At 71.4% G+C, this 22547-nt stretch carries 21 protein-coding genes and 2 tRNA genes; 15 read left to right on the top strand and 8 right to left on the bottom strand.

Annotated features, from left to right (window positions below):
- Window positions 1–55 precede the first annotated feature (55 nt).
- From prfB to serA, 4 genes are all read left to right on the top strand, one after another.
- Entirely contained in the window at window positions 56–1165 is a 1110-nt protein-coding gene (gene prfB, locus ABTW64_RS09655; protein WP_350621762.1) for a peptide chain release factor 2, read from the top strand.
- Window positions 1166–1187: 22 nt separating this feature from the next.
- A complete protein-coding gene (locus tag ABTW64_RS09650; RefSeq protein WP_350621760.1) occupies window positions 1188–1751 on the top strand; it encodes a DNA polymerase III subunit gamma/tau in 564 nt (187 codons plus the stop codon).
- Between the two features lie 14 nt (window positions 1752–1765).
- Window positions 1766–2146: a bacitracin resistance protein gene (locus ABTW64_RS09645; RefSeq protein WP_350621757.1), complete on the top strand. Its 381-nt coding sequence runs from the start codon at window positions 1766–1768 to the stop codon at window positions 2144–2146.
- A 197-nt stretch (window positions 2147–2343) separates the two neighbouring features.
- Window positions 2344–3933, top strand: coding sequence for a phosphoglycerate dehydrogenase (gene serA, locus ABTW64_RS09640; RefSeq protein WP_350621755.1), 1590 nt, complete (start codon window positions 2344–2346; stop codon window positions 3931–3933).
- A gap of 70 nt (window positions 3934–4003) precedes the next feature.
- Here the strand turns inward: serA and ABTW64_RS09635 are convergent, their stop codons facing one another.
- Window positions 4004–4546, bottom strand: a complete 543-nt coding sequence (locus ABTW64_RS09635; protein WP_350621753.1) for a TetR/AcrR family transcriptional regulator — start codon at window positions 4544–4546, stop codon at window positions 4004–4006.
- A 91-nt stretch (window positions 4547–4637) separates the two neighbouring features.
- On the opposite strand from ABTW64_RS09635, the gene ABTW64_RS09630 reads away from it, so the two are divergent.
- From ABTW64_RS09630 to ABTW64_RS09600, 7 genes are all read left to right on the top strand, one after another.
- The gene (locus ABTW64_RS09630; protein ID WP_350621751.1) at window positions 4638–6170 is read left to right on the top strand and encodes an MFS transporter; all 1533 of its coding nucleotides are present in this window, start codon (window positions 4638–4640) and stop codon (window positions 6168–6170) included.
- A 60-nt stretch (window positions 6171–6230) separates the two neighbouring features.
- Window positions 6231–7283, top strand: a complete 1053-nt coding sequence (locus ABTW64_RS09625; RefSeq protein WP_350621749.1) for a 3-isopropylmalate dehydrogenase — start codon at window positions 6231–6233, stop codon at window positions 7281–7283.
- Window positions 7284–7316: 33 nt separating this feature from the next.
- Window positions 7317–8423 (top strand): branched-chain amino acid aminotransferase, encoded by a 1107-nt coding sequence (locus ABTW64_RS09620; RefSeq protein ID WP_350621747.1) that lies wholly within the window; start codon window positions 7317–7319, stop codon window positions 8421–8423.
- A gap of 91 nt (window positions 8424–8514) precedes the next feature.
- Complete coding sequence (locus ABTW64_RS09615; protein WP_350621745.1) at window positions 8515–9288, top strand: fumarylacetoacetate hydrolase family protein; 774 nt, start codon at window positions 8515–8517, stop codon at window positions 9286–9288.
- A gap of 1 nt (window position 9289) precedes the next feature.
- On the top strand, window positions 9290–10579 hold the full coding sequence (locus ABTW64_RS09610) for an MFS transporter (protein WP_350621742.1): 1290 nt from the start codon (window positions 9290–9292) through the stop codon (window positions 10577–10579).
- Between the two features lie 57 nt (window positions 10580–10636).
- A complete protein-coding gene (gene gltX / locus ABTW64_RS09605; protein WP_350621739.1) occupies window positions 10637–12151 on the top strand; it encodes a glutamate--tRNA ligase in 1515 nt (504 codons plus the stop codon).
- Window positions 12152–12241: 90 nt separating this feature from the next.
- A tRNA-Gln gene (locus ABTW64_RS09600) sits at window positions 12242–12313 on the top strand.
- A gap of 114 nt (window positions 12314–12427) precedes the next feature.
- Here ABTW64_RS09600 and ABTW64_RS09595 read toward each other — a convergent pair.
- The 3 genes from ABTW64_RS09595 to ABTW64_RS09585 form a co-directional block, all read right to left on the bottom strand.
- Complete coding sequence (locus ABTW64_RS09595) at window positions 12428–12700, bottom strand: hypothetical protein (RefSeq protein WP_350621736.1); 273 nt, start codon at window positions 12698–12700, stop codon at window positions 12428–12430.
- A gap of 243 nt (window positions 12701–12943) precedes the next feature.
- Window positions 12944–14059: a GGDEF domain-containing protein gene (locus ABTW64_RS09590; protein ID WP_350621733.1), complete on the bottom strand. Its 1116-nt coding sequence runs from the start codon at window positions 14057–14059 to the stop codon at window positions 12944–12946.
- Complete coding sequence (locus ABTW64_RS09585) at window positions 14056–15723, bottom strand: sensor histidine kinase (protein ID WP_350621731.1); 1668 nt, start codon at window positions 15721–15723, stop codon at window positions 14056–14058. Before ABTW64_RS09585 ends, ABTW64_RS09590 begins: the two co-directional genes overlap by 4 nt.
- Window positions 15724–15848: 125 nt before the next feature.
- Here ABTW64_RS09585 and ABTW64_RS09580 point away from each other — a divergent pair, with 125 nt between their 5' ends.
- A complete protein-coding gene (locus ABTW64_RS09580) occupies window positions 15849–16628 on the top strand; it encodes a hypothetical protein (protein WP_350621729.1) in 780 nt (259 codons plus the stop codon).
- A 3-nt stretch (window positions 16629–16631) separates the two neighbouring features.
- Here the strand turns inward: ABTW64_RS09580 and ABTW64_RS09575 are convergent, their stop codons facing one another.
- Window positions 16632–17270, bottom strand: a complete 639-nt coding sequence (locus ABTW64_RS09575) for an MBL fold metallo-hydrolase (protein ID WP_350621727.1) — start codon at window positions 17268–17270, stop codon at window positions 16632–16634.
- Between the two features lie 183 nt (window positions 17271–17453).
- On the opposite strand from ABTW64_RS09575, the gene ABTW64_RS09570 reads away from it, so the two are divergent.
- Window positions 17454–17526 (top strand) — tRNA-Glu (locus tag ABTW64_RS09570).
- A gap of 107 nt (window positions 17527–17633) precedes the next feature.
- Here the strand turns inward: ABTW64_RS09570 and ABTW64_RS09565 are convergent.
- The 3 genes from ABTW64_RS09565 to ABTW64_RS09555 form a co-directional block, all read right to left on the bottom strand.
- Complete coding sequence (locus tag ABTW64_RS09565; RefSeq protein ID WP_502892319.1) at window positions 17634–19430, bottom strand: long-chain-fatty-acid--CoA ligase; 1797 nt, start codon at window positions 19428–19430, stop codon at window positions 17634–17636.
- Window positions 19431–19513: 83 nt separating this feature from the next.
- Complete coding sequence (locus ABTW64_RS09560; protein WP_350621722.1) at window positions 19514–20644, bottom strand: DUF4349 domain-containing protein; 1131 nt, start codon at window positions 20642–20644, stop codon at window positions 19514–19516.
- Window positions 20641–21198, bottom strand: a complete 558-nt coding sequence (locus ABTW64_RS09555) for an RNA polymerase sigma factor (RefSeq protein WP_350621720.1) — start codon at window positions 21196–21198, stop codon at window positions 20641–20643. Before ABTW64_RS09555 ends, ABTW64_RS09560 begins: the two co-directional genes overlap by 4 nt.
- A 263-nt stretch (window positions 21199–21461) precedes the next feature.
- Here ABTW64_RS09555 and ABTW64_RS09550 point away from each other — a divergent pair, with 263 nt between their 5' ends.
- Together ABTW64_RS09550 and ABTW64_RS09545 are read left to right on the top strand one after the other, a co-directional pair.
- Window positions 21462–22016 carry a helix-turn-helix domain-containing protein gene (locus ABTW64_RS09550; protein WP_350621718.1) on the top strand — a complete coding sequence of 185 codons (555 nt, stop codon included), beginning with the start codon at window positions 21462–21464 and terminating at the stop codon, window positions 22014–22016.
- 103 nt (window positions 22017–22119) lie between these two features.
- The gene (locus tag ABTW64_RS09545; RefSeq protein ID WP_350621715.1) at window positions 22120–22524 is read left to right on the top strand and encodes a thiamine pyrophosphate-binding protein; all 405 of its coding nucleotides are present in this window, start codon (window positions 22120–22122) and stop codon (window positions 22522–22524) included.
- Window positions 22525–22547: the final 23 nt, after the last annotated feature.

Genomic DNA, 22547 nt, shown 5'->3' with positions numbered 1-22547 from the left:
CCTCGCGCGTCGAGCCCGCGCGCGGGGACACCTCGCCGCGATAGGCTGGAGCGTCATGCTTGAATACGATCCTTCCGCCGAGATCCAGGCGCTGCGCACCACGTTCGCGAACATCCGAGAGGTGGTCGACGTCGATTCGCTGCGCGCCGAGATCGCGCGCCTCGAAGAGGAGGCGGCGGCTCCCGGGCTGTGGGACGACACCGCCAACGCGCAGAAGGTGACCAGCGCGCTCAGTCACGCCCAGGCCTCCCTGACGCGCGTGGAGGCCGTCGAGCGGCGCCTCGACGACCTCGAGGTGCTCGTCGAGCTCGCCAACGAGATGGGCGATGAGGACTCGGTCGCCGAGGCCCGCAAGGAGATCGCCGACCTCGAGAAGGTCATCGGGGATCTGGAGGTCAAGACGCTCCTCGACGGCGAGTACGACAACCGCGGTGCGGTCGTGACGATCCGTTCGGGGGCGGGCGGCGACGACGCCACGGACTTCGCCGAGATGCTCATGCGCATGTATCTGCGCTATGCCGAGCGCAACAAGTACCCCGTGAAGGTTCTCGACACGTCGTATGCCGAGGGCGCCGGCATCAAGTCGGCCACCTTCGAGATCGACGCGCCGTACGCCTACGGCACCCTGTCGGTCGAGGCCGGCACTCACCGGCTCGCGCGCATCAGCCCCTTCGGCTCGGCCGACAAGCGCCAGACGAGCTTCGCCGCGGTCGAGGTCATCCCGATCATGGAGGAGGCGCAGGAGGTCGAGATCCCCGAGAGCGACCTGCGCGTCGACGTCTTCCGCTCGTCGGGCCCCGGCGGGCAGTCGGTGAACACCACCGACTCGGCCGTGCGCCTGACGCACCTTCCGACCGGCATCGTCGTGTCGATGCAGAACGAGAAGTCGCAGATCCAGAACCGCGCGGCGGCCATGCGCGTGCTGCAGACCCGACTTCTGCTGCTGCAGAAGGAGGAGGAGGCCGCGAAGAAGAAGGAGCTCGCGGGCACGATCACGGCGAGCTGGGGCGACCAGATGCGCTCGTACTTCCTCTACGGGCAGCAGCTCGTCAAGGATCTGCGCACGGGCTACGAGGTCGGCAACCCGGCCTCGGTGTTCGACGGCGACCTCGACGGTCTCATCAACGCCGGCATCCGGTGGCGCAAGCGCAAGGTCGAGGACTGAGCTCTCACGAGGGCGGCAGGCGATGGCATCCGGTGACGACGACGCACTGACCTGGGACGGCGACGACGACCCGACCCTCGATGAGCGGGCCGACTCGCGCGCGGGGGACGCGCCCGCCGGGGCGCTGCCGCGCGGCTGGCGCCCGGTGGGCCGTGGAAGCCGCTCCGTCGCGACCCAGGACGACGCGACCCGGGACGACGCGCCCCAGCATGACCCAGGTCCGGATGACGCGACGCGGGCTGGCGGGGCCGCGCGGGAGGACGCATCGGGCGACGGAGCCGGCTCGCTCGGCAACGTGGCACTCGTGACCTTCGGCGTGCTCGCCGGGGTCTACGCCCTGTACATCGTCGGGTGGGTGCTGGCCGGATCGCGGGTGCGCGACCATGTCACGGGCGGCGTGGGGGTCGCCGACGCGATGAGCGAGGCGGCTCTGTGGCTCGCTGCGCTGGCGCCGGCCATCTGGTTCGGAGTGACGCTGTACGCGACGCGCGGCAAGCCCACCTGGCGGCGCGTCGTCGGCCTCGTGCTCGGCGTGCTGCTGCTCGTGCCCTGGCCGTTCGTGATGCTGGGGGCGGTGGGACAGTGAGCGGCGAGGAGCCCATGAGCGCCGAGAGCGTCGGCGCCGACGAGGCGCGACAGGATGCCCCCGAGCGTCGTCCCCGGACGCCCACCTGGCTCAGCGCGACCATCGCGGGCGTCTTCGGCCTGCTGTACGCGTACGCCGTCTGGACCGCGATCAGCTACCTCGTGCAGTGGATCCAGGCCGCCGGCACGGCAGGGCTGTCGCTGTCGGCGATGGGCTGGGTCGTCTGGGTGCTGGCCATCGCGATCCCCATCGCGGTGTTCGCGCTGGCGGCTTCCCTCGGGTGGCGCCGCGGCGCGACCGCCCTGACTCTCTTCCTGCTCGCCGGCCTCTCGCTGGTGGCCGTGTTCTGGCTGGATGTGCTGTCGTATGTCACGCCCGAGCGCATGCTCGGCTGACCGACACCCGGGCCCGGGCGATGGGCCGGACGGGGGATGAGGAGCGCTCGTCGGGGCCCTCCCCGGACACCTGCCCGTCCAGACCGGACCGGGGCCTCCGATAGAGTGGCGATCACGATCGCGCTCCAACGGCGTGGCGCGACGGAGCCCCAACACACCCGCGCAATCCCCACGCGCACACCCCGAAGGATCCATCCGTGCCGAAGCCCGTCGTCCTCATCGCCGAAGAACTCTCTCCCGCAACGATCGAGGCGCTGGGCCCCGACTTCGACATCCGCACGGTGGATGGAACCGATCGTCCCGCGCTGTTCGACGCGCTCGCCGACGCCGAGGCCGTGCTGATCCGCTCGGCCACCAGGATGGACGAGGAGGCCATCGGACGCGCGCCGCAGCTCAAGGTGATCGCCCGTGCCGGCGTCGGCCTCGACAACGTCGACATCAAGGCGGCCACGACGGCCGGCGTCATGGTCGTCAATGCGCCGACGTCGAACATCATCTCGGCCGCCGAGCTCACGTGCGGCCACATCCTGAGCCTCGCCCGCCGCATCCCGGCCGCCAAGGCGTCGATCGCGGCGGGGGAGTGGAAGCGCAGCGCCTACACCGGCGTGGAGCTGTTCGAGAAGACCCTCGGCGTGATCGGGCTCGGCCGCATCGGCGCGCTCGTCGCGGCGCGCATGCAGGCGTTCGGGATGCGCGTGGTCGCCTACGACCCCTACGTCACCCCCCAGCGCGCGCAGCAGCTGGGCGTCGAGCTGGGCACGCTCGACGAGGTGCTCGAGCAGAGCGACTTCATCACGATCCACATGCCGAAGACCCCCGAGACCACGGGGATGATCTCGACGCCGCAGCTGCAGCGCATGAAGCCGACGGCGTACGTGGTCAACGTCGCGCGCGGCGGGCTGATCGACGAGGCCGCGCTCGAGCAGGCGCTCAAGGACGGCGAGATCGCGGGCGCCGGCCTCGACGTGTTCTCGAGCGAGCCGCCGGCCGACACGCGCCTGACGGCCCTGCCGAATGTGGTGGCCACCCCGCACCTCGGCGCGTCGACCGAGGAGGCGCAGGAGAAGGCGGGCGTCTCGGTCGCGAAGTCGGTCAAGCTCGCGCTCGAGGGCGACCTCGTGCCCGACGCGGTCAATGTGGCGGGGGGCGTGATCGACCCCTTCGTGCGCCCGGGCATCGCCCTGGTCGAGAAGCTCGGCCAGGTGTTCAGCGGGCTGGCGAAGGCCGCCGTCACCAGCCTCGACATCGACGTGCGGGGCGAGCTCGCCGCGTACGACGTCAGCGTCTACCGCCTGGCCGCGCTCAAGGGCATCCTGACGAACGTGGTGAGCGAGAACGTCTCGTACGTCAACGCGCCGCTGTTCGCCGAGCAGCGCGGCATCGAGACCCGCATGACGGTCGAGACCGAGAGCCCCGAGTACCGCAACGTCACGACGCTGCGGGGCACGCTCGCCGACGGCAGCACGCTCAGCGTCTCGGGCACGCTCGCCGGCACCCGCATGGTGCAGAAGATCGTGGGCATCAACGGCTACGAGATCGAGGTGCCCATCGAGAAGCACCACGTCGTGCTGATCTACAAGGACGCGCCCGGCATCGTCGCGATCTACGGCGCGAAGTTCGGCGCCGCGGGCATCAACATCGAGGGCATGCAGGTCGCGCGTGAGCAGGCCGGTCTGGCGCTCAGCATCGTGACGGTCGACCAGCGCGTGCCCGAGGACGTGCTCGAGCAGATCGGCGCCGAGATCGAGGCGACGCTGGTGACGCAGATCGAGATCAGCGAGGCCTGACGCCCCGCCGCCGTGGCCGGACGCGCCCGGATCCGTGTGGGATCCGGGCGCTTCCGCGTGCGCGGTGCCGTCAGTCGCGTGCGGCCGACTCGATCAGCCGGATGAGCGCGGTGAGCTCGGCGCCCCGTGGCACGGGGCCCGGCACGTCGTTCATGAGGGCGGAGTTGACGTAGATGCCGTCGCTCACGAGCATCACGAGGTCCAGGCCGGCCTGATCGCGCACGTGCGGGCGCAGCGCGTCGGCCCACAGTCCGCGCACCCGGGCGAGCTCGGCGGACGCCGCCGAGCTGCCGCCGTGCGCGAGCCTGCCCACCGCGGTGATGGCGCGGTCGAGCGGGAGGCCCACATCGCCGGAGGTCTCGAGGTAGTAGGCGATGGCGCCCTGCGGCGCGGTGCGCACGGCCGTGATGTCGGCATCGGCGAGGGTGCGCAGGCGGGCGAACATGCCCTCCTCGAGTGCCTCTCTCGAACCGAAGTGATACAGCAGCCCGCCCTTTGACACGCCCGCTTCGCGGGCCACCGCCTCGAGCGTTGCGGCGCGCTCACCCTCGTCGATGAGCAGTCGCTCGAACGCGTCGAGCACCTTCTCGCGGGCGTGCGGGGGGCGGCTCATGTGCACCAGCCTCTCATGGGCGCTGCTCGGGTGGTCCCCAGTTACTGCACCAACTGGACGGTATAGTAACCGGCGGAGAGCGAGGCACACGATGTCACAGACGATCAGTCAGCAGAGCACCGTCCGGAAGGCCGGATGGCGCGGTTGGACCGCGCTGTGCGCGCTCATGCTGCCGGTGCTGCTGGTCTCGGTGGACAACACCGTGCTGAGCTTCGCCCTCCCAGGGATCTCGGCGGACCTGGCGCCCACGAGCGTGCAGCAGCTGTGGATCATCGACGCGTACTCGCTGGTGCTGGCGGGGCTTCTCGTCACCGCCGGATCGCTGGGTGACCGATTCGGGCGGCGCCGCATGCTGCTGCTGGGCTCGCTGGGATTCGCGGCCGTCTCGGTGCTCGCGGCCTTCGCGCCGAGCGCCGAGCTGCTGATCGCGGCCCGCGCGCTGCTCGGCGTGTTCGGGGCGCTGCTGATGCCCTCGACCCTGTCGCTGCTGCGCAGCATCTTCCTCGATCGCGACGAACGACGCCTGGCCCTGGCCGTGTGGGCGGCGATGTTCTCGGCCGGTGCGGCGCTGGGCCCCATCGTGGGCGGGCTCATCCTCGAGCACTTCTGGTGGGGTGCGGTGTTCCTGCTGGCCATCCCCGTGCTGGTGCCCATGCTCATCCTGGTTCCGCTCGTCGTGCCCGAGAGCCGCGACCCGCGACCAGGGCCCGTGGACATCCGCAGCGTGCTGCTGTCGATGGCCACCATGGTGCCTGTCGTCTACGGCATCAAGGAGATCGCGGTGGCGGGCTTCGGGCACACCGCGCTCGCGCTCTTCGCGATCGGCGCGGCATTCGGATGGCTGTTCGTGCGCCGACAGCTGCGGCTCGAGGTGCCGATGCTCGACATGGCGCTGTTCCGCCGTGCCGGGTTCACAGGGGCGATCCTGGTCAACCTGCTCAGCGTCACGGCGCTGGTCGGTTTCCTCTACTTCGGCGCGCAGCACCTGCAGCTCGTCGTCGGCCTGAGCCCCATGGAATCGGGATTCGTGCTGGTGCCCGGGATGGTCGCGATGATCGTCGCGGGCATCGGCGTCGTCCCGATCGCCCGGCGCCTGCGGGCGTCGGCGGTGGTGCCCGGTGCGCTGGCGTTCTCGCTCGCGGGCTATCTGCTCATCGCGTGGGGAGGGGCCCACGACCTGGGTCTGCTCATCGCGGCGTTCACCGTGCTCGGGATGGGCATCGGCGCGGCCGAGACCGTGGCGACCGAGCTCGTGCTGACCAACTCGCCCGCGGAGAAGGCCGGTGCCGCGAGCGCGGTGTCCGAGACGGCCTACGAGCTCGGGGCGGTGCTAGGCACGTCCATCCTGGGCGGGGTGCTCACCTGGTGGTACCGCTCGGTGCTCGTGCTGCCCGACGGGCTCGGCGCGCAGGCGGCCGCCGCGGCGCGCGAGACGCTCGCCGGGGCCATGGGCGCCGCCGACCGCACGGGCGGCGCGGTGGGAGACGCTCTGCGCCGTGCGGCGGCCGAGGCGTTCGACGGGGGAGTCGTGGTGACCTCGCTGATCGGCGCGGCCCTCGTGGTGATCGCCGCGGTCGTGGCGGCCACTACGCTGGACAGACGCCGGGAGGCCGCGCAGCGCTGACGCCTCTCGCGCCCGAATCGGGCCCGTGCGCGGGCACCCACCCGAGCAGAAGGAGAGTCGATGTCGCGTGTCGTGAAGCTGGCGGTCATCCCCGGCGATGGGATCGGTCCCGAGGTCATCGCCGAGGCGGAGAAGGCGCTCGACGCCGCGACCGCCGGTTCTGAGGTGACGTTCGACAAGACGCGGTTCTCACTCGGAGCGGCGCGGTACCTGGAGACGGGCGACACGCTGACCGACGACGATCTCGACGCGATCAAGGCGCACGACGCCATCCTGCTGGGCGCCGTCGGCGGAGTGCCGGGCGACCCGCGCCTGAAGGACGCCAACATCGAGCGGGGCCTGCTGCTGAAGCTGCGCTTCGAGCTGGACCACTACGTCAACCTGCGACCCTCGAAGCTGTACCCGGGTCAGCCCGGTCCTCTCGCGGCTCCCGGCGACGTCGACTTCGTGGTCGTGCGCGAGGGCACGGAGGGACCCTACGTGGGCAACGGCGGATCCATCCGGCGCGGCACCCCGCACGAGATCGCGAACGAGACGAGCGTGAACACCGCCTACGGCGTCGAGCGCGTCGTCCGCTACGCGTTCGAGCTCGCGGAGCGCCGCTCGAAGCGGCTCACGCTCGTGCACAAGACCAACGTGCTCGTGAACGCCGGAGCACTGTGGCACCGAGTGGTCCAGGAAGTGGCGATTGGCCATCCCGAGGTCGCCGTAGACTACCTGCACGTCGACGCGGCAACGATCTTCCTGGTCACGAACCCCTCTCGCTTCGACGTGATCGTCACCGACAACCTCTTCGGCGACATCCTGACCGACCTGGCCGGCGCCGTCACCGGTGGCATCGGCCTCGCCGCCTCGGGGAACATCAACCCCGACGGCGCCTTCCCCTCGATGTTCGAGCCCGTGCACGGATCGGCGCCCGACATCGCGGGCACCGGCACGGCCGACCCCACGGCCGCCATCGGCTCCATCGCCCTGCTGCTCGATCACCTCGGGCTGCGCGAAGAGGCGGATCGCGTGACGCGCGCGATCGAGGACGACATCAGCGAGCGGGATTCCCAGCCCCGCACCACCACGCAGATCGGCGACGCGATCGCCGCCCGACTGCAGGCGTAACCTGGGCGCACGCGCCCGAAGACAGGACTCTCCATGACCGACACCACCCTCGCCCAGACCGACGCCGCGCTCGCCCCGCTCGAGTTCGCGGTCACGAAGAACCTCGCCGCGAAGTCGCCCGCCGAGCGCGAGCAGATCCTCGCGAACCCGGGCTTCGGCACGCACTTCACCGACCACACGGTCGACATCTGCTGGTCGTCCAAGGGCGGCTGGCACCGCCCGCGCGTGCAGCCCTACGGTCCGATCAGCCTCGACCCGGCGGCCGCCGTGCTGCACTACGGGCAGGAGATCTTCGAGGGCATCAAGGCGTATCGGCACGCCGACGGCGGCATCTACACGTTCCGCCCCGAGCAGAACGCCCTGCGCCTGCAGCGCAGCGCCCGCCGTCTGGCCCTGCCCGAGCTGCCGGTGGAGTACTTCATCCAGTCGCTGCACGAGCTGATCGCCGTCGACGGCGCGTGGGTGCCGTCCGGCGAGGACCAGAGCCTGTACCTGCGCCCGTTCATGTTCGCCAAGGAGGCGTTCCTGGGCGTGCGCCCGGCCAACAAGGTGGCGTACTACGTGATCGCCAGCCCCGCCGGCTCGTACTTCACGGGCGGCGTGAAGCCGGTCAAGATCTGGCTGTCGGAGTCGTACCAGCGCGCCGCGAAGGGCGGCACGGGTGCGGCCAAGACCGGCGGCAACTACGCCGCGAGCCTGCTGCCGCAGTCGGAGGCCTACGAGAACGGCTGCGACCAGGTGGTCTTCCTCGACTCGGACGGCAACATCGAGGAGCTCGGCGGCATGAACGTGCTGTTCGTGAAGAAGGACGGCACGCTCGTCACGCCGGCATCCGACAGCATCCTGGACGGCATCACGCGAAACTCGATCCTCGAGCTCGCGCGTGACCGCGGGCTGACCGTCGAGCAGCGACCGGTGTCGCTCGCCGAGTGGCGCGAGGGCGTCGCCTCGGGCGACATCACCGAGGTGTTCGCCTGCGGCACCGCCGCCGTGATCACGCCCATCGGAGCGCTGAAGGGCGCCGGGTTCGAGGACGAGCAGCCCGTCGGCGAGCTCGCGCTGTCGCTGCGCGAGGAGCTCACCGACATCCAGTACGGCCGCCGAGAGGACACGCGCGGCTGGCTGCACAAGCTCGACTGAGCCGCTCCCCGTCCTTCGTCTCGCGTCGCACGTGCAGGGGGCGGTTCCCCGAGAAGGGGAACCGCCCCCTGCACGTGGCTAGGCTGGGCGGGTGAAGATCGCCCGGTTCAGCCACAACGACACCATCCGTTTCGGCATCCTCGACGACACCGATCTGGTGGTGCTGGCGGGCGACCCGATGTTCGCGGGATTCGAGACCACGGGCGAGCGGGTGCCCCTCGCGGATGCGGCGCTCCTGGCGCCGGTCATCCCGCGGTCGAAGGTGGTGTGCGTCGGTCGCAACTACCGCGACCACGCCGCCGAGCTGGGCAACGACGTGCCGCAGCAGCCCATGCTGTTCTTCAAGCCCAACACCGCGGTCATCGGCCCGGGTGACACGATCGTGCGCCCGCCCCAGACGCAGGACACGCAGTGGGAGGGCGAGCTGGCCGTCGTGATCGGCCGCATCGCCAAGAACGTCAAGGCCGAGAACGCGCTCGACTACGTCTTCGGCTACACGGCCGCGAACGATGTGACGGCCCGCGACCTGCAGAAGCCCGACGGACAGTGGGCGCGCGCCAAGGGCTTCGACACGTTCTGCCCGCTCGGCCCTGTGATCGAGACCGACTTCGACTACACGAGGGGCGAGGTCATCACGCGCCTCAACGGCGAGGTGCGCCAGCAGGCGCCGTTCACCGACATGATCTTCGACATCCCCTTCCTGATCGAGTACGCCTCGGCCGCGTTCACGCTGCTGCCGGGCGATGTCCTGCTCACGGGCACGCCCGCGGGCGTCGGGCCGTTCCAGGCGGGCGACACGGTCGAGGTCGAGATCCCCGGCCTGGGCGTGCTGCGCAACACCGCTCGCGACGCTCTCGTGGCCTGACATGACAGGCGCCGCGGGCTCCGTCGCGGAGCCGGGCATCCAGGAGGTCGCCCGCATCCAGGCGCGCACCGTGCGAGTGCTGGCGGCCGGTCAGGTGCTCGGCGGCGTGGCGTTCGGCGCGACGGTGTCGCTGGGGGCGCTCCTGGCCGCCGATCTTTCCGGACAGGAGTCGCTGTCGGGCTTCGCCACGGCGTCGGTGACGCTGGGGGCCGCTCTGTGCGCCATCCCGCTCGCGCGACTGGCCGGCGCGCGTGGCCGGCGTTTCGCGCTCACGCTCGGCAACCTCTTCGCCCTCGTCGGCATCGCCACGGTGATCACGGCTGCGGCCATCCGGTCGTTCCCGCTGCTGCTCGTCGGGGTCGTGCTGATCGGCGCGGGCAACGCCGGCAACCTGCAGTCTCGCTTCGCCGCGACCGATCTCGCAGTGCCGCAGCGGCGCGGTCGCGACCTCGGCGCCGTGGTGTGGGCGACGACGGTCGGCGGCGTCCTCGGACCGCTGCTCCTGACGCCCGGTGAGGCGCTCGGCGCGGTCGTGGGCATGCCGCCGCTGACCGGCGCCTATCTGTTCTCGATCATCGCGCAGCTGGCGGCGCTGACGCTCTACCTGGTCGCGCTGCGGCCTGACCCCCTGACGCTCGCGCAGCGCCTCGCCCGTGCGGCGGCGTCGTCCGGGCCTGCGATCACGGAGGCCGATCGGCCCGTCGCGGCGCGCTACGCGATCTTCGCGGTCGCCGCGTCGCACGTCGTGATGGCGTCCGTGATGGCCATGACCCCCGTGCACCTGTCTCACCTCGCCGTCGGTGCGGCTGCGGGGCACGCCGCCCATGGCGGTGACGGGGCGGCCTCGACGAGCGTCACGCTGCTCGTCGGCACGACGATCGCGCTGCACGTGCTCGGGATGTACGGCGCCTCGCCCTTGTTCGGCTATCTCGCCGACAGGATCGGCCGCGTCCCGACGGTGCTCGTGGGCCAGGGGCTGCTGGTGGCCGCGCTGCTGACGGCGGCGCTGTGGCCCACGGTGCAGGCGGCGGTGGTCGTGGCACTGTTCCTCCTGGGCTTGGGGTGGAGCGCCGCGACGGTCGCCGGCTCGGCGCTGCTCACCGAGAGCACGCCGGTCGCCCAGCGCCCGCGGCGCCAGGGCTTGAGCGACACCACGATGACGGCATCGGCCGCGCTCGGCGCGGTGCTGGCGGGCCTGGTGCTCGGGTGGGCCGGCTACGGCACGCTCGCGCTGCTCGCCCTGGCCCTCGTCCTCGCCACCATCGTCCTGTCTCCGCTGGGCCGCCGGTGAGGCGTCCCGCGAGACGAGCGCGGGTGGTGCGCAGGCGCGGGAACTAAGCTGGATCCGATGTCTTCTGCACCCGATCCCCGCACCACGACCGCGACCGGCGCCGATGTGCGCGTGCGGTTCTGCCCGTCGCCCACCGGCCTTCCGCACGTCGGCCTCGTCCGCACCGCCCTGTTCAACTGGGCGTACGCGCGCCATCACGGCGGCAAGCTCGTCTTCCGCATCGAGGACACCGACGCCGCGCGCGACAGCGAGGAGAGCTACCAGCAGCTGCTCGATGCGCTGCGCTGGCTGCACATCGACTGGGACGAGGGCGTCGAGGTCGGCGGCCCGCACGCGCCGTACCGCCAGTCGCAGCGCCACGACATCTACCGCGAGGTGCTCGACAAGCTGATCGCGAGCGGCGCCGTGTACGAGAGCTTCTCGACGGCGGAGGAGATCGACGCCCGCAACGAGGCCAACGGGCGCGCCAAGCAGCTCGGCTACGACAACCACGACCGCGACCTGACCGACGAGCAGAAGGCCGCTTTCCGCGCCGAGGGGCGCCAGCCCGCGCTGCGCCTGCGCGTGCCCGACGAGGATCTGACCTATGTCGACTTGATCCGCGGCGAGGTGACGTTCCCGGCCGGCTCGTTCCCGGACTACGTGATCGTGCGCCCGAACGGCGTGCCGCTGTACACGTTCGTGAACCCGGTCGACGACGCGCTCATGGGCATCACGCACGTGCTGCGCGGCGAGGACCTGATGCCGTCCACCGCGCGCCAGCTGGTCCTGTATCGTGCGCTGATCGACGCGGGCATCACGACCTTCATCCCGCGCTTCGGTCACATGCCGCTCGTGCTGGGCGACGGCACCAAGAAGCTGTCGAAGCGCGATCCACGCGCCGACCTCTTCCTGCAGCGCGAGAAGGGCTTCATCCACGAGGGCCTGCTCAACTACCTGGCGCTGCTCGGCTGGTCGATCGGCCCCGACCGCGACGTGTTCTCGCTCGACGAGTTCGTCGCGGCGTTCGATATCGCCGATGTCAACCCGAACCCGGCCCGCTTCGATCAGAAGAAGGCCGAGTCGATCAACGGCGACCACATCCGGATGCTCGAGCCGGAGGACTTCGCCGCCCGCATCACGCCGTACCTGATCACGGCCGGTGTGGTGGGGGAGAACCCGACCGACGAGCAGAAGGCCCTGATCTCGGCCGCCGCGCCGCTCATCCAGGAGCGCCTGCCGCTGCTGGGCGACGCGCCAGGCCTGCTCGGCTTCCTCTTCGTCGACGAGGTCGCCTACGACGACGACGCGATCGCGGGCCTGCCCGACAATGCCGCCGAGGTGCTGAACGCGTGCATCGCGGCTCTGCAGCCGGTGCCGGCGGACGGGTTCCGTGCCGCCGAGATCCAGGGCGCGATGTCGGCCGCCCTGATCGACGGGCTCGGGCTCAAGCCGCGCGTGGCCTACGGCCCGCCGCGCGTCGCGATCTCGGGTCGCCGCGTCTCGCCCCCGCTGTTCGAGTCCATGGAGCTGCTGGGCAAGGAGGCGTCGATCCGCCGCCTCCAGGCGCTGGTCGAGAAGCTCGCCGGCTGACGCGACACGCCATGGTGCGGCGTCCGGTTTGGCCGCTCCCGAGTCGTCGGGTAAGCTAGACCCTCGGTACGGCTTCGGCCGGATGCCTCTTGGGGTATGGTGTAATTGGCAACACGGCTGATTCTGGTTCAGTTGTTCTTGGTTCGAGTCCAGGTACCCCAGCTTGAAGAAAACCCCCGCTCCTGCGGGGGTTTTCTCGTTCGCGGCGCGGATTGCCAGTACGTCTCCCGCCACGGGCGGACGCCGACTGGCGGCCGACGTCGTGCCGGCGAAGCCTCACTCCTCCTCGAGCTTGAGAGCGACCCCGAGCGCGAACAGCGTCGGCGCCCACTCGCCGACGAAGAGGCCCCAGCGGTCGGACTGCGAGCGGGGGTTGTCCTTGCCCTGCGACAGGAGCCACGACACGACCGACAGGCCGATCGAGAGGAAGGCTCCGAGGTAGGCGTGGCTGCTGCGCACCCCCCATCGCCGGAGCATCGCCACGGGGTTCAGGCGGGAGGTCGTCGCCATCTCGGTCTGAACCATGTTCTTCATCTCACTGCTGGACATCGGTACTCCTCATGAGCGTCACGGACGGGCTGGGGCTTGAGCCTGTGCCCGCGCGGGAGCGCGAGGAAGAGGGTTGACGGGCCCCGCTCCACGAGCGAGCATGCAGCGCCGGGCGCGTTGAGAGCCGGTGCTTGCCGCGAGTGTCGGCAAGAGGGGACAACTCGCGGAAACGGGGTCGACGCTTGCCGCGAGGTGTCGGTAAGAGGGGACAACTCGCGGAAAGAGCGGAGCGCCGGGGCGGTCTCAGGCGGAGACGCGCTCCCAGCGGTCGCCGCCGGATGCCGCGGCGACCTCGAGCGCGCCGTCGGCCGCGCGGACGAGCCGGTCGAGGTTGTACCCGGCGTCGGAGACCGACGCCCAGCCGACGCTCGCCGAGAGCTGCACCGTGGCGCCGGCATCGCTGTCCATCGACACGACGTCTTGCAGCAGCCCGCGCACCTGTTCGCGCAGCACCTCGGTCGCCCGGGGCACGAGCACCACGAGCCATCCGGGCGCGCGGTGGCCGATGTCCGCTTCGGCGGGAAAGGCCCGGCGCACGCGACGCTCGAACGCCTCGGCGAGGTCGTCGAAGGCCGTCTCGCCCCACGCCTGGCGCAGATCCGCGGTGTCGTCGAGCCGCACGCTCAGCAGGGACCAGGAACGCTCGCCGTGTTCTCGTGCGCGCGAGAGCCGGTCCTGCGCGACGATGGAGAAGTGGTACCAGTGGGCGGGGTCGTGCCGCTCGTGCGATGCCGACCGCTGGGCGAGCCACAGCAGCGTCACGAGCGATGCGACGACGTTGACGATCATCCCGACCGTGTTCACGTTGCGCGTGAGGGTGAGGTCCTGCGATCCATGCGCCGGCAGCAGCAGCACGATCGTGTTCACGACGGCGATCAGCACGAACGCGATCGAGACGACGATGAGCGGGATGAGCATCCGCTGCCGCCGTTCCGGGATGCGGGTCAGCTCGATCACCGTCAAGGCGGGGAAGACGCCCGCTGCGAGATACACCAGGCGGAAGGCGATGGCGAACGGATCGCCGTCGGGAACGGTCGCCAGGACGATGGCCGACAGCCCGCCCACCGGGATGATGAGCCACGAATGCGGCCGCACCCCGCGCCATGCGCGCAGGCCCGACCAGATCAGGACGCACGGCGAGAGCATCGCGCCGAGCGTCGCGCGTCGCAGCGTCTCGAGGTCCAGCTGCGCCGCGGCGGTCGTCAGTGACGCGCACACGAGCGCGACCAGGAAGGCCAGAGACCACAAGAGGGTCGACCGCGTGGGCCGCGGCAGGAACCCGAGCGAGACCATCAGGACGAACGCCAGGGTCGCCGTGGTGATCTGGGGGAGGCCGAAGTCGGTGTAGACGGTCGTCATGCGGGGGCCTCCACCTTCGACGCGGGCAAGCACAGGGTCACGGTGGTGCCGGTGCCGAGGTCGCTCGCGACCTCGAGGGTGCCTTCGTGCGCTGAGACGATCTCGCGGGCGATGCCCATGCCCAGGCCCGTGCCGGGGGCTCGGCTCTCCAGTGCGGTGCCGGCGCGGAAGTACGGGTCGAACACGTGGGGGAGATCCTCGGGCGCGATGCCGATGCCCGTGTCGGAGAGCTCGACGGTCGCGCGGTCGCCGTCGACCCCGCACACGACGCGTACGAGGCCGTCGCGCGGCGTGTACTTGATCGCGTTGCTGACGAGGTTGTCGATCACCTGGCGCAGCCGGAACCCGTCACCTGCGACCGGCAGCGGGACCGGCGCCTCCAGTCGCACGTCGACGCCGCGCGCGGCGGCGGCCGGGGCGAACGACTCGAGCGAGCTCTCGACGATCGAACGCAGGTCGACCGCAGCCTTCTCGCGGTCGGGAGCCGGTCCCGCCGGCCGTTGCAGCACCTCGGCGAGCATCCGCTCCATCCGCTCGCCCGCCCGATGGATCGTCTCGAACTTGCGGCGGATCGCGGTCGGCACGCCGTACTGCTCGAGACCCAGCTCGGCGTGGCCGATGACGGCCGTGAGGGGATTGCGCAGTTCGTGCGACACGACCGACGCGATCTGCTGCCGCGCCCGCTCCGACTCGATCAGCGCCGTCACGTCGTGCACGATCAGGATGCGCGACGGCGGTTCGGTCTCGCCGCCGTCGACCAGGCGGGAAGCGACCGACAGGGCTCGCCAGTTGCCCGCTGCGTCGAACAGCCACACGCGTTCGTCGTCGAACGCCTCGCCCGCCGCGGCGCGCACGAGCGGCCGGGCCTGCTCGGGCAGAGCGCGTCCCTCGCGCTCGAAGTACTCGACGGCGCGCGCGGGATGGGAAGGGTCGCCCGGATCGATGCCGTACAGCCGCGCGTACGTGTCGTTCACCGCGAGCAGCTCGCCGTGCGCCGACAGGCGCACGATGCCGACGTCGATGGCGTTCAGCATGAGGGAGACGCTGCGCTCCTGCTCGCTGACCCGCTCGAGCGTGTTCTGCATGCGCGCCGTCTGGCCGCGCAGCAGGCGCTTGAAGGCGCGGGTCTGCCGCGCCGTCGCATGCGCCGTGAGGCCGATGAACGTCAGGCACAGCGTCACGATGGTCACGCGCAGCGCGACCGTGTCGCTGCCGCCCGACAGCGTCGCGTCCGCGAGCATGATGGCCACGATCATCGACAGCCCCGACGCGAGGGCCCCCAGCGAGAAGTGCGTCGCCAGCCAGGTGACGGGGAACACCCACAGGAAGCTGAGGCGCAGGTCGTCGGCCGCCGCCATCAGGCCGATGCCGACGAGATCGACGAGCGGGATCACCAGCACGACGTCTCGCGACAGGCGCCGCCACGGCGACGCCAGAGCGACCATGGTGATGCCCAGGATGACCGCCACGCCGGTGGTGAACGTCCAGCTGGTGATGCGACCCGGTGTGAGCGCCTGCACCACCAGGGACGTCACGACGACGCTGGCCGCGAGTGCCAGCTGCGTGAGCCAGATCGAGCGCGTGCGCGCGTCGGGCGTGCGCCGGTGTGAGCCCGTGGTCGCCGCATCGTGCGCCGCCGTCGCGCGCACGGTGCTGGAGATCATGTCGCGATCCTACGGTTCAGGCGCTCGTTCGCCGGGAACGATCCGGTCTCGCATCCGCCACTCCCTGGGAGCCGCCGGCCGCACGGCCTCCGGCGCGGCGCCCCGGCGCCTGCTTGAATGAGCGCGTGCACGACGTCACCGAGCTCGCCGAGCTGCGTCGGCGTGCCTACGGTCCGCACGCCGACCTCGATGCGGCGGGCTTCGCACGACTGCAGGCGCTGGAGGAGGCGGCGCGCGGGGAGGCGGCGCGGGGACAGGCGGCGCCGGGGGCAGCCCCGTCCGCGCACGGGGCGCCCGCCGTGGCGGGAGTCGTGGGCGTGCCGGCGACGCCGCGGCCTGCGGACGAGCCTCACGCCGTGGCCGCAGGGGAGGGCGTGCAGGCCGCGGCCGTGCCGGATGAGGGGCGTGAGCCGTCCGGCACGGATGGTCGCACGACGCCCTGGCGCTGGGCCGTGGCCGGCCTCACGGCCGGAGCGCTGCTCGCCGGCGGCCTGGCCACGGTCTTGGCGCTGTCCGCACCAGGCGGGCGAGGGATGGACCAGATCCGGCTCGAGGTCGTGAGCGAGGATCGGGAGGCGGTCGACTGGGCGCCCCGCGATGCGCGTCTGCACGCTTCCTACGAGAGCATCGACGTGCGGTCGTGGGACCAGGGCGAGGGGCAGCGGTGCCTGGGCATCGGCGTGCTGAACCGCCCACGCGACTACGTCAACGCGTTCTGCGTGCCGGATCCGCTGACGCCGATCCTCGACGTGTTCGTCGTGGGAAGCGGGCTCGGGGGAGGCTATCCCTTCACGTCCGAGTCCATGGGCGGGCTGCCCGACGGCACGGTCATCCGACTCGAGCTCGTGGGCGACGTGGTGCATGTGAGCATCGCCGAGCCCGTGCAGCCGACGCCGACGGCCTAGCCGTCAGATCTCGAGGCTGTCCCCGGGATCGAGCGGATGGAACGAGCCGCCGTTCTGCTCGGTCGCCCACTGCAGCCGGCTGAGGTGCATCCGGCGGCCCGTCACCGACAGCGTCATGTCGTGCGTGCCGAACGCGCGTGTGGGCTTCACATCGAGCACGAAGTCCATCGCGTCCCCCAGGCGCAGCCAGGGCCCGCCGACAGGCACGGCCAGCGTGCCCACCGCGACGCCCTCCGGCACGGCGTACGAATCGCCGGGGTAGTAGAGCTCGTCGTTGACGAGGACGCCGACGTTATCGACGATCGGGAGGCTCGAGTGGATCTGCTCGTGCGCGCCGCCGAAGAAGCGCAGCGTGAACGGCCCGACCTCGATCACGTCGCCCGGCAGCACCACGGCGGGCAGGTGGTCCTCGATCGCCGTCGCGACCGCGGCGGTCGTGTAGATCGGCACATCCGGCGCCGCGGTGAAGATGCGCGCGAGCTGCTCGGGCGTCCAGTGGTCGGCGTGCTCGTGGGTGATGACGATCGCGTCGAGCGTGTGAAGGTCGGAGAGCGGCGACGTGAACGATCCCGGGTCGATGAGCAGCGTGCGGCCCTCGGCGTCGACGCGGAGTGCGGCATGTTCGTGCTTCGTGATGCGCATGGCTCGAGTCAACCATCCGCGGGCTTCCGTCGAGCGGATCGGCCCCATCCTGCGGGCGTCGGGGTGCGACACGCGCGGGATGCGTCGCGATGGCGCCCCGATTTGTTCACCGCCCGGATGTCGTGTCATACTCTTTGAGTTGCCGGAAACGGGAACGGAGATCCGGAAAGGATCTCACAGCACGGCCCCATCGTATAGCGGCCTAGTACGCTGGCCTCTCACGCCGGTAACGCGGGTTCGAATCCCGCTGGGGTCACATTCAGCCGAGGCCCGGATCGAAAGATCCGGGCCTCGGCTTTTGTGGTTTCACGGCGGGGCGCCCCGGCGGGCGCCCGCCGTGAAACGCCGGCGGTGCGGCGCACGTCAGCCCTTCGCGCGGCCCCCCAGGATGCGCGCGCGCACCTCCCGCCGCAGCACCTTGCCGATGAGCGAGCGCGGAAGGTCGTCCATCTCGACGAAGCGCCGCGGGATCTTGTAGTCCGCCAGCGTGGCGCGGCAGTGCTCGCGCAGGGCCGCGACGTCGAGGAGTGCGCCGTCGTTCAGCACGACCGCTGCGGCGACCGCCTCTGTGCCATCGCCTCGGGGCACGGCGACGACGGCCGCCTCGGCGACGTCGGGGTGCGCCTCGAGCGTCTGCTCGATCTCGCTCGGCGTCACGTTGAAACCGCCCGTGATGATGATCTCCTTGAGGCGGTCGACGATCGTGACGAAGCCGTCGCCCGAGACCGTCACGATGTCGCCGGTGCGCAGCCAGCCGCCCGGCAGCAGCGTCGCAGCCGTCTCCTCGGGGCGCTTCCAGTACCCCTGGAACACCTGCGGGCCGCGCACGAGCAGTTCGCCCCGTTCGCCCACCGGCACGTCGGCCGACGGGTCTTCGGGGTCGACGACACGGATCTCGGTGCTCGGGAAGGGCACCCCCACCGCGCCGGGGCGGCGCTTGGGACCGAACGGGTTGCCGAGGGCGACCGGGGAGGCCTCGGTCATGCCGTAGCCCTCGATGAGCAGGCCTCCGGTGAGCTTCTCCCACCTCTCCACCGTGGCGAGGGGCAGACTCATCGCCCCCGAGATCGAGTACCGCACGGTCGACAGGTCGAGGCGGCCCTGGGAGGCCGCTCGCGCCAACTGGTCGTAGATCGGCGGCACGGCCGGCAGGAAGGTCGGCGGGCTCTTGCGGGCCGCGTCCTCGACGAGCCCCAGGTCGAACGTCGGGAACAGCACGAGCCTCGCGCCGATCGCAATGGCGAAGGTCAGGCACAGCGTGAGGCCGTAGGCGTGGAAAAGCGGCAGCACGCCGTAGAAGGTCTCATCGCCCGGGCGCAGTCCGGGCACCCATGCTTCGCCCTGCATCGCGTTTGCGCGCAGATTGCGGTGCGTGAGGATCGCGCCCTTGGGGGCGCCGGTGGTGCCGCTGGTGTACTGCAGCAGCGCGACGTCCCGCACCGTCGGAGCGGGCGTCGAGCCGGGCAGTCGTCCCGCCCGGGCGAGGGCCCGCCACGGGAGCACACCCGCGGCGGCGGGGCGTGCGGTGAGCTTGGAGCGGGCCTCGCGCGCCTTCGCCACGGGCAGTGCGAGCGCGATGCGCTTCGCCAGAGGCAGCGCCTCGGTCAGATCGACGGCGACGATCACGCCGGGGCGCACGTCGGCCGGGAGCGCGGCCACGGTGTCGGCCACCTTGTCCCACGCGATCGCGTGACGCGCGCCGTGGTCCTCGAACTGCCGGCGCAGCTCGTCGGACGTGTACAGCGGGTTGTGCTCGACCACGATCGCCCCCAGTCGCAGCGTCGCGTAGAAGGCCACGACGTGCTGGGGACAGTTCGGCAGGATGATCGCCACGCGGTCGCCCGGACCGACTCCCTGCCGACGCAGGCCCTCCGCCACACGCTCGACCGCGGCGCCGAGGTCGCGATACGACGTCACCGCGCCGAAGAACTCGAGAGCCGGCTTGCCGCCGAATCGCGCCACGCTCGCATCCAGCATGTCGACGAGCGTCTGCGACACCTCATCGATGTCGGCGGGCACGCCCTCCGCATAGGCCGACAGCCAGGGCTTCGATGCGTACGGATGAGACGGGGCCACGGGTGCTCCTCGGATCGGCGGTCGGTCGTGCGACAGCGGGCCCGAGGCGGTGTGGATGCGCGAAGAGGGGGGAGGAGCATCCATCGCCGAGAGGACCCGGCATATCAGGATAGGTCGCCCGCCCGGGGGTGCGTCCTGCGGCGGGGCGCGGTGGGCCCGAGAGGCGGTCACTCCTCAGCGGCTCTGCGCCGGCGCGCCGCGCGTCTCACCGCCCACACGATCAGCCACGTCAGGCCGAGGACGCCGAGCCAGGGCAGCAGGAATCCCACGCCGACCACGACGCCGTTCAGCGTGGCGAGCAGCCCGTTCCAGCCCGCCGTGAGGCCGTCGCCGAAGCCCGCCGGATCGGGCTCCACGCGCGGCGCGTCGCTGAGCAGCGAGATCGAGAGCGTCGACATGGCGATCTGTCCCTCGAGCGACTCGAGCTGGCGTTCGAGCGATTCCAGATCCGCTTGGCGCTCCGACAGGGTGCCCTCGACGTTCACCAGCTCGCCGACGCTGCCCGAGGCAGCGAGCAGCTCGGTGAGCCGCTCGACCGACGCCCGCGCGGCGTCGATGCGTGCCCGCAGATCGACGGCCTGCGCCGTGACGTCCTGCGTCGCCACCCGCGTGCTCGTGACCTCGCCGATGTCGGCGAGGCGGCCCATCACGGCGTCGAGGGCATCCGCAGGGACGCGGATGGCCACGTACCCGCCGTCGTGCGGCACGGGGACGGGGACCGCGTCGCCCGTCCGCTCCAGGGGGCTGAGCGCGCCGTCGGCGCCGATCGAGAGCTGCTCGACCCATCCCGCGTGCTCGCCCGCGAGCCGCACGATGGCGTCGGCCGCCGACGCCGCGTCATCGACCACGACGCTCGCCGTTCCGGTGCGGATCACCTCGCGCTCGGCCAGCGCCGCCTCGTCGGAGCCCTCCGCTTCGGACCCGACCCCTGCCTCGGCGCTGCCGGAGGTCGGGCCGTCGGCCAGTGCGTCCCATCCGGCATCCGCGCCGGCGCCTCGATCGGCCGCCCCGTCGGGGGCCGCGTCGGGCGCTACCGCGCTCGACTCTGCGGCGCCGACCGATGTCGAGCCGCTCCCGCCGCCGAGCCCCTGCAGCACCGAGGGCGAGATCACGGCCGCGACAGCCAGGATCGCCGCAGCGACCGCCACGGTCGACCACAGTCGGCGACGGCGGTGTGCGGCGGCGGAGCGCGATGCCCGATCGGCCGCGATCGCGTCGAACACGCGCGCCTCGATGCTCTCGAGCGTCGCCTCCGGAACATCCGGCAGCGACTCGATCCTGCTGTCATCCGCGCTCATCGCGCTTCCTCCCACACCTCGTCGTCCCGGGCGACGATCCGCAGTCTCGAGCGGATCCGGGAGAGACGATTGCGCACGACGCCGTGGGCGACGCCCAGTTCGTCGGCCGCGGCCTGATACGCGTATCCCTCGCCCACGCAGAGGCGGAAGATGCGCTGGTCGAGCGGGCTGAGCCCCGCGACGGCGCGCAGGATGCGATCGACCAGGTCGGCGTCGATCACCTGCTGCGCGACGTCGACCCCATCGGGGGCGTGCTCGTCGAGCTCGTCCGTCTCGGCGCGGCGGCGTGAGCGCAGCCGATTGGCCGCCTGGAACCGGCAGATCGTCGCGAGCCACGGCAGCAGCGACTCGCCCGCCAGCTCCAGCCCCGGCAGCTTGCGCCACGCGACCACGAACGTCTCCTGCGTCACGTCCTCCGCGTCCGCCACCGAACGCAGCAGGCCGTGGGCGATCCAGAAGACCGGCCGGGCATGGCGGCGATACAGCTGGCGGAACGCGTGCTCGCTCCCGTCGGCCGCTCGCGCGACCAGCGCCGCGTCGCTGACGTCGCTCATCCCACCTCGCCCTGGATCTCGGAGCCCGGGCGGGCTCCTCTCGTCTCTCACCCTGTCAGTGTCGCGGCCGGCGGGATCGTCTCGAATCGGCATCGACGCGGCCGGGACCGCGGCACGCCGCGCCCGGCGGTGGCGCTCCCGCGCCCCGGGCCGTAGCGCGCGCGAAGGACTTGTGTGAATATTCACTGAAGACAGCAGACACGTCCAGAACGCCAGGCACCGACCGATCCGGTGGGCGGGCGGCGGCCCCACCGGGAGTGTGCATGACGAACGACCGAGAGCCGGGCCCCGTGATCCGGCGGTTCCGCACGCAGCGGGGCATCACGCTGCGTGCCGTCGCCGAGGCGACGGGGCTGTCGGAGAGCTTCCTGAGCCAGTTCGAGCGCGGCATGTCGGCGGCGAGCGTGCGCTCGCTTCGCCTGATCACGGACGCTCTCGGCGTGGGGTTCACCGAGCTCTTCCACGGTGGCGAGGACGGCAGCGGTCGCGTGATCCGGGCGGACGCGCGTGCCACCGTGCCGTTCGGGGACGACGCGACCAAGCAGATCGTCACACCGCGTCTGCTGGAGAGCATCGAGGTGCTGCAGGTCGAGTTCGCGCCCGGCGGGTCGACCGGCGAGGAGCCGTTCGCGCACGGCCCCAGCGACGAGGTTCTCATCGTGCAGCAGGGCGCGATGCTCGTCGAGCTGGGCGACGAACGCCACCTGCTCGAGGCGGGTGACTCCATCACGTTCCGCAGCGAGGTGCCGCACCGGGTCGCACATGCAGCGGGGGACGTCGCCCGCGCGTACTGGATCGTGACTCCCGCCGGGCACTGAGCTCAGGCGAGCCCGGACGCGAACACCCCCGTCGCACGACGGCACAGGTCCGAAGGTACAGACCCCGACGGCACAGGTCCGAAGGTACAGAGAGAGGACAGCAGTGACCCCATACTCCGGCATCGAACCGGGCCACATCGATCCGGGCGGCATCGAACCAGGCGGCGTTCCATCGGGCCGTGTCCCTGCGGGCGACGACCCGCAGGCGCGCCCGACCGGCGCGGACGCTCTCGTCGGTCAGCTGGCCCGGGAAGGCGTCGACACGGTCTTCGGCATCCCGGGGCTGCAGATCTACGGCATCGTCGACGCACTCGGAAGGTCGGCCTCGCCCATGCGCTTCGTGGTGACGCGCCACGAGCAGTCCGCCGCGTACATGGCCGACGGCTTCGCGCGCGTGGGCGGCGGGATCGGGGTCTTCACGGTCGTGCCGGGACCGGGAGTGCTGAATACCTTCGCCGCGCTCGCCACGAGAGGACCTCGTCGCGCGTCCAGTGCCCCTCGCGGATGAGGCGCGGGATGACGTAGCGGTCG

This window comes from Microbacterium sp. NPDC096154 (genome assembly GCF_040302945.1).
In the GTDB taxonomy this organism is placed as follows: Bacteria; Actinomycetota; Actinomycetes; order Actinomycetales; family Microbacteriaceae; genus Microbacterium.
Note: the sequence above shows the minus strand (reverse complement) of the source record. Positions and strands in the feature narration are given on the sequence as shown.